The 14,575-nt window shown below is 35.6% G+C and carries 10 protein-coding genes; 8 read left to right on the top strand and 2 right to left on the bottom strand.

What is annotated here, in order from left to right; genetic code table 11:
* The first annotated feature begins 41 nt into the window (after positions 1 to 41).
* Positions 42 to 350 (top strand): transposase zinc-binding domain-containing protein, encoded by a 309-nt coding sequence (locus CJF42_RS29325; protein ID WP_095367329.1) that lies wholly within the window; start codon positions 42 to 44, stop codon positions 348 to 350.
* Positions 351 to 570: 220 nt separating this feature from the next.
* Here the strand turns inward: CJF42_RS29325 and CJF42_RS14215 are convergent, their stop codons facing one another.
* Together CJF42_RS14215 and CJF42_RS14210 are read right to left on the bottom strand one after the other, a co-directional pair.
* Positions 571 to 741, bottom strand: a complete 171-nt coding sequence (locus CJF42_RS14215; protein ID WP_252097616.1) for a hypothetical protein — start codon at positions 739 to 741, stop codon at positions 571 to 573.
* A 446-nt stretch (positions 742 to 1,187) separates the two neighbouring features.
* Entirely contained in the window at positions 1,188 to 1,757 is a 570-nt protein-coding gene (locus tag CJF42_RS14210; RefSeq protein ID WP_170940617.1) for a TetR/AcrR family transcriptional regulator, read from the bottom strand.
* Positions 1,758 to 1,926: 169 nt separating this feature from the next.
* On the opposite strand from CJF42_RS14210, the gene CJF42_RS14205 reads away from it, so the two are divergent.
* The 7 genes from CJF42_RS14205 (at position 1,927) to CJF42_RS14175 (ending at position 14,392) form a co-directional block, all read left to right on the top strand.
* Positions 1,927 to 2,973, top strand: coding sequence for an efflux RND transporter periplasmic adaptor subunit (locus tag CJF42_RS14205; RefSeq protein ID WP_170940616.1), 1,047 nt, complete (start codon positions 1,927 to 1,929; stop codon positions 2,971 to 2,973).
* A gap of 1 nt (position 2,974) precedes the next feature.
* Positions 2,975 to 6,016 (top strand): efflux RND transporter permease subunit, encoded by a 3,042-nt coding sequence (locus CJF42_RS14200; RefSeq protein WP_095367326.1) that lies wholly within the window; start codon positions 2,975 to 2,977, stop codon positions 6,014 to 6,016.
* A gap of 319 nt (positions 6,017 to 6,335) precedes the next feature.
* Positions 6,336 to 8,585 (top strand): TonB-dependent hemoglobin/transferrin/lactoferrin family receptor, encoded by a 2,250-nt coding sequence (locus tag CJF42_RS14195; protein ID WP_095367325.1) that lies wholly within the window; start codon positions 6,336 to 6,338, stop codon positions 8,583 to 8,585.
* Between the two features lie 50 nt (positions 8,586 to 8,635).
* Positions 8,636 to 12,742 carry a cobaltochelatase subunit CobN gene (locus tag CJF42_RS14190; protein WP_095367324.1) on the top strand — a complete coding sequence of 1,369 codons (4,107 nt, stop codon included), beginning with the start codon at positions 8,636 to 8,638 and terminating at the stop codon, positions 12,740 to 12,742.
* Positions 12,729 to 13,352 (top strand): hypothetical protein, encoded by a 624-nt coding sequence (locus CJF42_RS14185; protein ID WP_095367323.1) that lies wholly within the window; start codon positions 12,729 to 12,731, stop codon positions 13,350 to 13,352. Before CJF42_RS14190 ends, CJF42_RS14185 begins: the two co-directional genes overlap by 14 nt.
* 117 nt (positions 13,353 to 13,469) lie before the next feature.
* On the top strand, positions 13,470 to 14,057 hold the full coding sequence (locus tag CJF42_RS14180; RefSeq protein WP_095367322.1) for a MotA/TolQ/ExbB proton channel family protein: 588 nt from the start codon (positions 13,470 to 13,472) through the stop codon (positions 14,055 to 14,057).
* Positions 14,054 to 14,392: a DUF2149 domain-containing protein gene (locus CJF42_RS14175; protein WP_095367321.1), complete on the top strand. Its 339-nt coding sequence runs from the start codon at positions 14,054 to 14,056 to the stop codon at positions 14,390 to 14,392. The genes CJF42_RS14180 and CJF42_RS14175 overlap by 4 nt, the downstream gene beginning before the upstream one ends.
* Positions 14,393 to 14,575: the final 183 nt, after the last annotated feature.

Below are 14,575 nucleotides of genomic sequence, written 5' to 3'. Positions count from 1 at the left end.
TTATAAACTCTTAAATTTCTCGAACAAAAGTTGTGCGTGCGATGAACTTTAAAGGAATAAAAAATAAACTCAAACGATTTAAAGCTATCTTTAGTGACCATTGGTCAATTTTTGCGGCTAAACATGCTCGTTACAATTGTGCGTATTATCAACGTGAAATAAAAAAGATGCTTGATTGTGGTAGTGAAGCGACAGGATCCGCAGTTTTCCAATGTCTATCATGCGGTCAGGGACAACATAAAGTTCATTTCAGTTGTAAGGGAAAAGCGTGTCCACAGTGTGGTAAGCGCTACGTGCGCGAAAGTATGACGAAGATAGCAGCACGTTTACTTCCTGGTGTGAGTTATTGACAAGTTGTCTTAACCTTACCTGCACAGCTAAGAATTAAATTCTATAATCATCCCCAACAGAGCCGTTTGTATTCACAATTCATGATGTTAGCGCAGCAATGTTTAGAGGAGATGATACAAACTAAATTTGGCTGTAAGTCTTTAAAAATCGCTACGATTGTCTTTATTCATACGCACGGAAGAAATGGTTGCTATAATCCACACTTACATATTATTTTTGCTATAATTTAAGCCATTTTTTTATATGCGTATCATTAGCATCACTGCCAGAGTTACCAAAAAACACTTTGGCACTTTCTACTGGCACCATAGCTGATAGTTTTTCAGCTAAATCAATGCCTACTTGATGAGTTTTACTGCCAAACATATGTGAATAAGACAACTTACTCATTTTTTCTTTTGATATTTTTATTTAGTATTTTTATTTAGTATTTTTTTTATCTTATCTGATATTTATTGCATATTTAACTGGGTGTTCAAGTTGCGACCGTATAATTCATTTTTAATTTAACAATCAAAACAATAGTAATAATTTAGATACTATTTTCACCGATGCTGAAACCTTATGTTTAAATTTTGTATCTATATGGTTGAATTTAAGTGGTTTTAAATAATTAATCTTAAAGCGAGAGCGCTTTATTAAATTAGTTTGAGATATTAAAAGTAAGCTAGGGGCTGTTGATCTTTCGAGATTATTTTTTCAGTAAAAATGCCCAGCAAACGCTGTCCGAAGGATTCGGCTAAAAGCATTTTATTCTTTGTTGAGTCGTATTTACTTAGAATGACTAGGCGACACACGACTCGCCGCGACTAAAATGCTTTTATTTCGAACAAAATTTAACCCTGAGTAGATGCTTTAAATACTTTCATTAAATGTTTAACAAAAGCTTGGTTATCTTCTTCCGTACTAGAAAGTGCCAATCCAAAGGGGGCTGTCTCTATAACACGGGCAAATTCTTCCACTGTGATATTTATCTTTTTTAAAGTCATGCGTTTATTTTTTACTTCATTAATGATCCTAGTGCTTATTATTTCACGTACTTTTAGCTCATTTTCACTAATGATATCTTGGCAGTAGCTCTGACCAGCATGCAGTAGGTCTGTGCGTATTAATGAGCTTGATACTTCCTCAAATAAACCATCACATCTCTTTAGAATAAAGGTTTCTGTTTCAGTCCAAAAGTCTTCTGATGAAAGTCTGTATTCATTTAAAAGAATATTATTATCTGCTATGTATTTTTCTACAACGGCGCGAAAAAGCGTCTCTTTACTTCTAAACTGTTTATGTATTGTCACTCGGGAAATTTCAGCATATCTTGCTACCATAGATATATTAGCGGTGGCATAACCATGTTGAAAAAAACACTCAGTTGCACTTATAAGAATTTTCTCTCTAGAGCTAAGCAAAATTAATTTCTCGTTTGATAAAGGTTTTATTTAACAATTTTAACTTACAATTGATCGTTACTCAACAGGTTTACATTTATTGTAAATGTGTAAACTTATTGCTATAGTTGCACAAAATAGACCGCTTGGGTAATAAATACCTTAGTAATGATAGTAATTTGGAGATATTGTGAATCGAATATTTATAGGTGTTTTACTTTTATGTTTGCAAGCTTGTTCTGAACCAGCAAAGGAAACTAACACTCAAGAACCCGTTGTTGTTCAACTGTTCAAAACTAAACAAGTCGATGTTGCAAGTGAATACGAATTTCCTGCAACAGTATCAGCGGTTAAGAGTGTCGATCTTAAATTTCAAGTATCAGGAAGATTAACTTTTGAAAATCTTGTTGAGGGCAGCTCTGTAGTAAAGGGTGAAATATTAGCACGTATTGACCCTGCGCCTTTCGAGCGTAGAGTTTCTGAAGCGAAAATAAGATTTGAAGATGCAGTACGAAACTTAGCGAGAATTGAAGAAGTTTTCAAAAAAAATGTCGCTTCTCAAAGTACATTTGATGATGCTAAGTCTCAATACGCAATAACAGAATTGGCACTCGCTAATGCAAAACAAGATTTGAGCTATACAATAATTAAAGCGCCTTTTGATGCAATCGTAGGAACAAGACATATTGAAAACAATAGTTATATCACGGCAGGAGATACAATCGCCAATTTACAGGACCGATCTAAGCTTTACTTTACATTTGATGTGCCAGAGCGAGTCATGACTGCCAACGCAGGAAACCGTAACATAAAAGCGACTGCGTATATTATTGGTCAGGAACAAAATATATTTGATATTTATTATGTTGAGCATAAAACATCTCCTAACCCGATAACACAAACCTATGGTGTTACTTTTGCGTTAGATGGCAAGATAAGCAATTTATTTTATCCCGGCTCTAGAGCCAGTGTAAAAATTGAAAATATGAGTGAACAATACAGTGCTATTTTGATCCCAATCAAATCACTTATGGGAGATAAAAATAAAGGTTTTAAAGTTTGGAAGTTCAATCCAAAAACCCATGATGTGCAACCAATATCTGTTGAAATAGCAAGTTTAAAAGGGAAGTTTGCAGTGGTATCAAGCGGTGTAAATGTCGGAGACAAAATAGTATCTGCTGCTGTTAATCAAATGAGTAAAGGGCTTAAAGTTAAAGAATATAAGGCAGAATATTAATATGGATATCGCACGTTATTCTTTAACAAAACCAATAAATATATGGCTTATCGCACTCTGTTTTATAATAGGGGGTGTAATTGCTATGGGTAAAATAGGACGATTAGAAGATCCTGCTTTTACCATTAAACAAGCTGTTATTTTTACATATTATCCAGGTGCCAGTGCCGAAAAAGTAGAAAGAGAAGTCACAGAACAAGTCGAAATTGCACTTCAGCAAATGTGGCAACTGGATAAGTTAGAGTCTGTCAGCAAGCCGGGATTTTCTCGTGTGACAATGGAAGTTAAACCAACGATTGATGGACCGTTATTACCTCAAATATGGGATGAATTAAGAAAACGATTACGAGATATACAAGGTTCATTGCCTCTTGGGGCGAGTGCACCCGTTGTAATAGATGATTTTGGTGATGTGTATGGTATTTATTATTCATTAACAGCACCAGATTTTACAGCTTATCAAATGAGAGAGTTTTCTCGAACAATCCGTAGAGAGTTACTTGCCGTAGAGGGGGTTGCTAAGGTTCAAGTTGAAGGGATCATACAAGAGCAAATTGTTGCTGAGATTGACAGTTATCAAATTGCAGGGTTGGGTTTATCTTTTCCAGAAATAAAACAAGTTTTGGCGAGTAATTTAAAACCTTTTGTTGGAGGTCGCCTTTATGTTGATGATAAACAAATTAGAATTCCAGTTGAAAGCTCCACGAATCGCGTAGAAGAAATAGAGAATTTATCAATTGTATTACCGGGTAGAAATGCCTCAATTAAAATTAAAGATATCGCTAAACTTTCTATTCAAGCAGTTGACATCCCGAGTGGTTTGAAAAGATATAATGGCCATCCAGCTATTACTTTAGGTATTTCTGCTCAAAATGATATCAACATAGTTAAAGTGGGTGAAAAAATAGAAGCAAAATTAGCACAAGTACTTAAACAGTTACCTGCAGGAATTAATGTTGCTTCTATATATGATCAGGCTAAAGTTGTTGAAAAATCAGTTGATGGTTTTATTTTCAACTTAGAATTATCTGTTGCGGTAGTAACAATTGCTTTATGTATTTTTATGGGGTGGCGTTCAGGTATTGTTGTCGGGGGCACTTTATTAATTACTGTATTAGGTACTGTATTAATTATGTGGTTGTACGATTTACAGTTGCAGCGTATTTCCCTTGGAGCTATGGTCATTGCGATGGGTATGTTAGTGGATAATGCCATTGTTGTAGCCGAAGGCATGATGTTGCGAATGGAAAAAGGGAAATCAGCCTTAGAGTCAGCGAGTTTTATTGTAAAACGAACGCAATGGCCATTGTTAGGTGCCACTATCATTGGTATAGCAGCGTTTTCAGGTATAGGTTTATCAGATGATGCGACAGGTGAGTTTTTATTTTCACTTTATGCTGTTGTTTTAATATCACTAATGTTGAGTTGGGTATTAGCTGTCTCTTTAACACCATTATTAGGCCGTTATTTTTATAAAGTGGGTAAAATAACACAAGAGCAAGAAACGCACTCTTTTTTGCACCGAGGTTATTTAATTGTACTTAGGGCAGCTCTTCATTGGCGTGGTTTAACTTTAGCCACTTTAATTGCTATTACAATTGGTGCATATGCAAGCTTTGGTTTAATCAAACAAGGATTCTTTCCGCCTTCAAATACCCCTGTATTTTTTGTTCATTACTGGGGCGCTCAAGACTCAGATATAAGAGCGACAGAAAAACACATGAAAGCAGGCGAGAGCTTGATCCTTGAAACAAAAGGCGTTGAGTCATTATCTACTTTTATAGGTGAAAGTTCAGCAAGGTTTACGTTAGTTTTTGGTCCCGAAATGCCTAACGAAAGTTATGGTTTATATCTTGTTAGAGCAAAGAATGCTGCCGAGATCTCTAGATTAGCGAAAGAAATTTCAGATAAATTAAGGCAAAGTAACCCTAATGTGGAGTATTTTGCAGAAGTAATGCAGTTTGGACCTGGTGCGGGTGCAAAAATTCAAGCAAGGTTTTCTGGACATGATCCTGAAATTTTACGCAGCTTATCCGAGCAGGCTAAAACAATATTTCGTGAAGATGGTTTAATTAGAGATATTAGAGATGATTGGCGCGAAAAAGGGATTGTACTTATTCCAGAATTTGACGATATTGCAGCAGGGGTTGCAGGCGTAAGTCGTAGTGACTTTAGTGATGCAGTTAAACTTTATACAGATGGACTTAAAATTGGTCAACTTCAAGATGGTGATTATTTATATCCTATAGTGGCAAAAAATCAGCATCAATCTCAAGATAAGTTATTTGGCTTAGAAAATAGTTTAGTTTGGAGTAGTAGTCAACGTACTTATATTCCTTTTAAGCAAATAAGCGGTAATATAAATTATCAAAGTGAAGAGTTACTGATCAACCGTCGTGATCGTGTTAGAACACTCACTGTTAAAGCTGAGGCTGGCTACCAAGAAACAACAGGTGAAGCTTTCTCTCGTATTAAACCATTAATAGACGCAATTGAATTACCAGATGGTTATAAACTTGAATGGGGAGGTGAATATGAATCTTCACGTGATGCACAGGCTGCATTAGGTCAAGGTTTACCTTTGGGCTTTTTAATCATGTTTATTGTCAGTGTATTGCTTTTTGGTCGTGTAAGACAACCTTTAATCATTTGGTTAATTGTGCCTATGGCTGTTGTAGGTGTGGTAGCAGGTTTATTGTTAGCTGATATGCCGTTTGGTTTTATGTCATTACTTGGATTTTTAAGTTTATTTGGCATGTTAATTAAAAATGCGATTGTACTACTTGAAGAAATTGATCTTCAAATTGACGAAGGAAAGGAAAAGGCGGTTGCTATTGTTGAAGCGAGTTTAAGTCGTTTGCGTCCAGTATCGCTGGCTGCTATTACAACCATTTTAGGAGTGATGCCGCTGGTATTTGACCCATTTTTTGCTGATATGTCAGTAACCATAATGGGCGGGTTAGCATTTGCTACAATTTTGACTATGATTGCAGTCCCTGTGTTGTACAGTATTTTTTATAAAATAAAAGTTAACAAAAATTAAGATTTTTCTGACTGTTAAAGATCGTATTCATTTGAATACAAAGCCTCACTTTTAATTATAGTGAGGTTTTTTTTGAATTAAATTTTATCATTATGAAACATAGTTAAGTAAATTTTCCATTACCAAACGCACTCTCAAGAGAAGCAACTGCTTGTTTTGCTGCACATCCAATTAAATGATCCCTATGATAAAAATATTTTTAATATCGTCATTAATAGGGAATTAGTTTCTAATGAAATTAATCAAAACGACATTGTGCTCCTTGTTGTTATATTATAACATAACAAATCGGGATGTTATAATATAACAAAAGGCAAATATGAACATTTTTTCAAAGTTAAAATTAAATCCATTAGCAAAAGCGGTATCAGCATCATTACTATATTCAATCGCGTTTAATTCATATTCAGATGATATTGAACAGATAGAAGTATCAGTTTCTAGAATTCAATCAACAATAAATGAAATACCTGCGAGTATTTCAGTTATTAATAAAAAGGAAATAGAGCAGCTTGCACCAAACAAATTAAGCGACTTACTTCGTTATCAAGCAGGGATCACAGTCGAAAAATCTGGTGATAGGCATGGCGATGCAAATATTAATATCCGTGGTATTGGCGGTAACCGCGTATTAGTTGTTAAAGACGGAATAGTGATGCCAGAAGGTTTTGGTTCAGCAGGTACATCTCAAGGACGAGGTAATTTTGATCCATTTAACTTACAACAAGTAGAAATATTAAAAGGTCCTGCATCAGCACTATATGGCAGTAATGCATTAGGGGGAGTTGTATTAATGACATCAGCAGATCCTGAATCTTTACTAGAGCAAAGTGATGGCACTGTTAGGCAGTCTGTTAATGCTGGCTACTTTTCACAAGATGAACGATATAGGTTAGGTACAAGTGTAGTAGGCAAAGCAGCTGGTGGCTCAGTACTTGTTCAATTACAGCATCAAGATTTTCAAGAAACAGATATCAATAGTGATTTTGTTACCAATCCGAAAGACGGTGAATCAAATAGTATTTTGTTAAAATGGAAGTATAGACCAAGTGATAATCAGGTAATTGATTTAATAGCTGATTATTTTAAGCAAGAAGCTGATAACACCTTAAATACCAATATAGGTCCAATAAAAGGGCCACCGGGTTCTGTCATTATATTATCAACAGCTAACGATCAATCATCTGTTTTTCGTGCAGGAATTAAGCATCAGATATTTGATTTAGGTTTTGTAGATAAAATGCAATGGCAAATAGACTATCAAAAATCAAATTATGAGCAATATGAACAAGAACACGTTCAGGCACCGGATCTAAGCCAACAAAGTGATTTTTCGAGAAATACAATTGAGTTTGAGTGGGAAGAGTTTAAACAAGATCAAGTTGGTTTGAACTTACTTGTAGAGAAAGAAATTAATAATCATCATATTTTAGTGGGGATTGATCTAATAAATAAAACGCTTTCTCGGCCAACATATATAGAGCAAAAAGATTTAAACTCAGGTATATCAACTAACATTATTAATGGTTATAGCTATCCAGGGAAATCTTTTCCAGATGCGGATATATCTCAATATGGCGCATTTTTCCAAGATTATTTTCAATTGACAGATAACATAAAAATAGTCACTGGTATTCGATATGACTATTTTGAGAATAAGCCAGATCCCGATGAAGCTTACCAAAACTTTAATCGTGCTAATGCCACAACAAAAACCTTCTCTGATGATTCAATATCACCTCATTTAGGCGTCGTTTGGAATATTTCAGAGCAAACGTCATTATTTAGTCATTATTCAACTGGATTTAGAGCACCACCAATCGCCCAGCAATACAAAAGTAAATCTATCTTGATACCTGTACCAGGTGTACCCCATGAAATAGTACCAAATAATGATTTATCATCTGAAGAGAGTCGCGGAATAGAATTAGGTGTTCGCTGGAATAATCAAGTTGGCAGTATAGAAATATCAGCTTATGACAATCAATATGATGATTTTATTGACAGCAAAACAATTGGTTATCGAGAATTACTCCCTGTATTTACAGGTAGAACGGCGATTAGACAAATACAATACAAAAATGTAAGCGAAGTTAATATTAAAGGGCTTGAGTTAACAGGAAGTTTGATAATCGATCAGTATTTACCTCAAGGCTGGAGCGGTGATCTTAAAGCAGCTATTAGCATAATTGATGGTGAAAATAAATTAGATGACTCAGGTCTAAATAGTGTTTCGCCTAATAGTGCAGTAATCGGCTTTGCATTAAGACCTAATGCGCAATGGCAGTTTGATTGGCATATTCGTGGTATCAGTAAGGCTGATGGTGCAGAGTCATTAAAACGCCATGGCCGTCCTTTACCTGCATTTGAGCCTGCAGGTTATGCGGTACAAGATCTTGCTATTCGCTACACACCAAATAACGAAATGTCATTATCTTTGGGTATTTATAATGCATTTGATAAAAAATATTGGGAGTCACATAACAAAGGAAGAGATGCTACAGGAAACCTAGATGCAACAGTGGCATCTGGTAGAAATTTATCACTGAATGCAAATTATAGCTTTTAGTTTAACTTTGGCGGCTTTGCCGCCATATTTTTTGTGATCAGGAAATTTTTATGTTTAAACAGATGATTAACAATATAAGGGCTATATTAGTAGCCATATTATTTGCTCTCGTGGCTACCTATATATATCAAGAATTTATATCTCCTACGAAAGTGGGCTTAATAAATTACCGAGATTTTCAAATAGCAAGAATGATTAAAGCGAATGAAAACGATTGGATTAAAATTGATAAAATTGAAAAATCAGCAGTAGATGAATATCAAAATTATGATGTGATTTACCTTTTTGGTCGTGGTTTATCATTAAATCAGCACCAAATTGAAGCATTTAAAAATGCTTCAGAGGCTGGCGTGAAAATAGTCGTTCAAGCAGTTAATAATCCAAAAATGGATATTACAAATTTAAATGAAGAAAACTACTCAAAAATAACAGCTTACTTAGGTTTTGGTGGTAGTTTTAACTATAAACAATTATTGCGTTATAGCCGTACCATTTTAGATGATAAGTCTTTTGGAGTTGAACCAGCAGAACCAGTTCAAAAGATTGATAGGGATGTTTTGTTCCACCTAGATGAAAGTAAAAAATTTACAGAAGTTGCAGATTATCAAACGTATTATCAAACTCTACCGCAATATAATCCTAATGGTAAAAAAATCGCATTGTTAACCAGTGTGCCAGGGCCTTTTAATGCAAATCGAGATCATCTAGATGCATTAATTAATCAATTAGAAAAAGCGGGAATGCGTGTTTATCCAGTGGCTAGTCGAAAACGCAGACTGAATATGTTAAAAGATATTAAGCCTGATGCTGTGATAATGATGCCACATGGACGTTTGCAATTAGGCAGTGGTTCTTCGGCTGTTGATTGGTTACGGTCACAAAACATCCCACTTTTTGCTCCTTTGTCTGTGTTTGAAAATCATAAAACGTGGCGAAATAATCCACAAGGTTATCGTGGTGGCATGTTAACTATGAATATCGTTATGCCAGAAATAGATGGTGCTGTTGTACCCTATGTTATTAATGCCCAGTTTACTGACAAACAGAACTTACAAATATTTAAAGCAATCCCAAAACGTTTAAATTCTTTCATTGATATGATTGAACAATGGTTTATTTTAAAAGATGCGCAAAAAAGTAAAAAAAAGCTGGCGATAGTGTATTTTAAAGGCCCAGGTAAAAATGCTTTGGTTGCTGGCAATATGGAGGTTGTTCCTTCTTTATTTAATACACTGCATCAATTAAAAAATGAAGGATATGATTTAGGCTCTTTACCAGATGATTACCAACAATTTAAAAAAGACATAAATCGACAAGGTGCTGTTATGGCACCGTATGCTAAAGGTTTATTAAGTCAATTCTTTGAGCAAGCAGATCCCGCTTTAATTGATGTAGCTACCTATAGTAAATGGTGTTATACGCAGTTATCAAAAGGGATGTGTGAACAAATAAGTGAAAAGTTTGGCAAACCACCAGGTAACTTTATGGTAACTCACCAATCAGGCAAGCCTTTTTTAGGTGTTGCGCGTCTACAATATGGCAACATTGTATTATTACCACAACCCCTGCCAGGGTTAGGTGAAGATAGCTTTAAACTCGTTCATGGTACAGATGAGGCCCCTCCACATAGTTATGTTGCACCCTATATGTGGATCAAAGAGATATTTAAAGCTGATGCAATTGTGCATTATGGAACGCACGGCAGTTTAGAGTTTACCCGTGGTAAACAAGTTGCACTATCATCGTTCGATTGGGCAGATGCGCTAATAGGTGATACGCCGCATTTTTATGTGTACACAATGAGTAATGTAGGTGAAGCAATCATTGCTAAACGGCGTACTTATGCAACTGTTCTGTCTCATTTAACACCACCATTTCAAGAGTCAGGTCTTTACAGTGAACTTAAAACCTTAGCAGATAGTATAAATGAATATCAATTAACCAGTGGTGCCGTAAAGCAAGCGTTGGCAAAACAAATAAATAATTTAATTATGTCTTTAGAGCTAAATCAAGACCTGCAATTGACAATACAGCAACTATCTTTGCAACAAGATTTATGGCAACAACAGGTTCTTGAGCCGGTTATTAAATGGTTAGAAACAATTGCACAAAGTAAAATTACCGAGGGGCTATATACCTTAGGAAAACCATTTACCCAAAATCAAGCAAAACAAACAGCAATGCTTATAGTAATAGATACATTGGCTAAAAAATATACCGAAATGGCACTACATTATCAACTAAAGAAAATAGATGATAAAGCGCTTAGACAAAGAGCTAAAAATTGGATCGAACAGGTATTAAACGGTGGTAATAGCCAAAAAATGGTTAATGAAATCATTAAAGACAATCGTTTATCTGATGCAAAAATGAATGTGGGGCCTGTTGATCTAAAAGTACAGCAACAACTTGAGCAAACGAAGCAATTGTTTGAACAAACTTTAGCAAATGTAAACCAATATCGCCTTCATTTATTACAAGGAGCTCAAAATGAAATGGATGCGTTTAATAATGCATTTAATGGCGGTTATATTTTACCTAGCTCAGGTGGAGATCCAATTGTAAATCCTGCCGCATTGCCTACTGGCAGAAATATGTTTTCAATTGATGCCGAAAAAACGCCGAGTATCGCGGCTTGGAGTGTGGGGAAAAAACTTGCACAAATGTTACTGAATACACATCAGGAAGAAACGGGAAGCTATCCTAAAAAGGTGAGCTTTACCTTATGGCCAAGTGAATTTATTCACTCCCATGGCGCCACAATCGCAGAAATATTATATTTATTGGGGGTTGAACCTGTAAGAGATCCCTTTGGTCGAGTTACCACTTTACGTTTGATAGATAGCAAAACATTAGGTCGGCCACGTATAGATATTGTGGTTCAATCGGCTGGGCAGTTAAGAGATTTGGCCGCTTCTCGATTGGCTCTGATAGAACAAGCTGTAGTAATGGCAGCTAAAGCAAATGATGATGTTTATCCAAATTTTGTTGCTAATGGCGTTGTTGATGCTGAGCAATATTTGCTCGATAAAGGTATTGCGCCTTTAGTGGCGCGAAATAATGCCTATAGACGGAGTTTTGGAGGTGCTAATGGTGCATATGGCACAGGCATTATGAGTCATGTTGAACAAGGTGCAAGTTGGGAAACTGACAGCCAAATTGCAAAACAATACATTAATAATATGGGAGCAGTTTATGCAGATGATAAAAGTTGGGGGGAGTTTGTTCCACATCTTTTTGAAGCTGCGCTGCAAAATACTGAAATTGTGATACAGCCTCGAAGCAGTAATACTTGGGGAATGTTAAGTTTAGATCATGTTTATGAGTTTATGGGAGGGCTTAACTTAGCTGTGCGTGAAGTGACAGGTAATGATCCAAAAGCCTACTTTAATGATTTCAGAAACCCCAATAATACAAATTTACAAACGCTAAACCAAGCGCTTTGGACTGAGATGCGCACAACCTTGCTTAACCCTAAATATATTAAAGCAATGATAAATGGTGAAGCAAGTAGCGCAGAGCATTTTGCTGAAACTTTTCGCAATACTTTTGGGTGGAATGTAATGAAACCAGATGCCATTGACGATGTCGTTTGGGATAAGCTATATCAAGTTTATGTTGAGGATATTAATAACATGAATTTGAAACAGTTCTTTGCACGAGAAAACCCTTTTGCATTACAGGAAATGAGTGGTGTAATGTTAGAAACTGCGCGCAAAGGGCTTTGGCAGGCCAGCGAGAAACAGCTTAAATCTTTAGCTGATTTACATGCGAGATTAGTGCAGGAGCATCAAGCTGGCTGTGGCACATTTACATGTGGTAACCCATTACTTCAAGATTTTATTAAATCTAAACTAACACAACCAGTTCTGATTGAAAGTTATCAGAAGCAACTTGATGCCGCACAAATTGGAAGAGATGTCAGTAAAGGTTTGGTTTTGCAAGAGCAGCCATTAAAGTCAAAAGTATACCAGAATACTAATACTCAATCAGGAGATAATGATGTGAGTGATTTAGTAGAAAATAAAGCACAACAAGCAATAGATAATAAACAAGTAAAAGCAGATACACTTAGTACAACAGTGTGGGTTTTATTGTTTTTCTCGATTGCAGGTTTGATTATATCTTTGTTAGGGCGAAAAAATGTTCAGCCTTGATAAATGGTTAATCTTACTCATTCTGCTCGCCATTGTGTTACAGGGTTATCAATTGAAAGACACTTTTAATGCTTGGATTATTGGATTGATCATCGTGTTTCCCCCTTTACTATGCACTATTTTAAGTGAATATTTGGTGATGCAAAGTGTGACTGTTTTACAGCAAAAAATATACTCAGAACTAGAGTTAGTGTGTGTAATTGTGTTACTGGAAACCTTACTCACTTGTTTTTTAAATAAGAACTACAAGCTGCCTCTGTTGAGTGTGATAGGGGCGATTATCTACGGTCAAATGCTGTTTTACCAAATGGGATGGTTCAGTTTATCGTTTACAGTTCAGGGCTTTGTTTTTGGTTTAGTTGTTTCAGGTGTTGTATTACTAACAACGACAGTGTCCTTAAAATATGAGTTTTTAGATAAGGTATTAATACTTAGCGCGGTGGCCATAATATGGCTACAAACATCAAAATGGCCACTGACACGTCAACTAGAGATCACCCCTGACTATCGTGCACTGGTGTATTGTTCAATCACTGTATTGGTATTGTTATGTGTAGGGTACTCATTGACATATCTTTATAACTTATACAATCAACGAAAGCGTGTATAAGCACATCATCGATTAAATGGGCAACATATCATTATTGCGTTTTAGCTAACGTTGACTCATTTTAGGTGACATTGAAAAGATGTTTTGGAAATTTAAATAATTTACTTAGGAACAACAATGAATTTATTGCAAGACTCATTATATTGGCTTACATCGGGTTTACTTATCCCTTGTATTGCCTTTTTATTATTCATGTTTATACAAAGTGTGATGGCGCTAGGCCGTCAGATTTTAGTCGAAAAAAATCATCATAGTACGATAGATCATTTAACAGATAAATTGCGTACTAATATGAATGTAAATTCGACAGATTTTCCTTTTTCGCCTAGCTGCTTACAACTTCAGTGCATAAACAGTGTGAAAGCGTTATTAGATTTAACGGATATTGCTTATGGTAGTTACTTAATCACTCAATTTGAAACTAAAAGCGACAAGATGATGTGTCGGTATAGCAATTTGGCAAAATTAGGACCGATCACTGGTTTGATGGGCACGTTAATTCCTATGGGCCCTGCTTTACAGGGACTTGCAGAGGGAAATATTGAACAACTGGCATCACAAATGCAAATCGCTTTCACCACAACGGTTATTGGTTTAATTATTGGTGCTATCGGATTTATTTTATATCAAATTAATAAAAGGCAAGTAATTAAGGAATTAGCATTGCTCGATTATTTGTTGGATTTTAAGGCGTCAAAGCAATGAGAGATAAAAGAGTAAGACGCCGACTGATTGGTGATAATGATGATTTAAATCCAATGAACAGTGTTGGAAACCTGTTCGATGTAGCAATGGTATTTTCTGTTGCTTTGATGGTCGCTTTAGTAAGTTACCTTGATGTTGCTGATATGCTATTTAACGACAGCTTCACTATGGTTAAAAACCCTGGTAAAGATGATATGCAAATAATAACAAAAGAAAATGGTAAGATTGTGCGTTATCAAGCACAAGAATCTACCACAAGTGCTCAGGGAAAAGGTAAACGCGTGGGAGCGGCTTATCAATTAGATAATGGAGAAATAATCTATATACCTGAATAAAAAAGAAGTTATGACGGCTTTTTTATAAGTCGTCATAACTATATGTGTTCATAAGAATGAATAAATAGAGTCAAAAAACATTAATCCCATCCCAATCATTAAAAGGTATAGCAGAATTATTCCGCTTGGTTTAAGAAAGTACTACAAAAAATGATTTTCAGAAATTTTGATTGCGGCTTATCG

It is taken from the genome of Pseudoalteromonas sp. NBT06-2, from assembly GCF_002276045.1.
Classification (GTDB): Bacteria; Pseudomonadota; Gammaproteobacteria; order Enterobacterales; family Alteromonadaceae; genus Pseudoalteromonas.
Note: the sequence above shows the minus strand (reverse complement) of the source record. Positions and strands in the feature narration are given on the sequence as shown.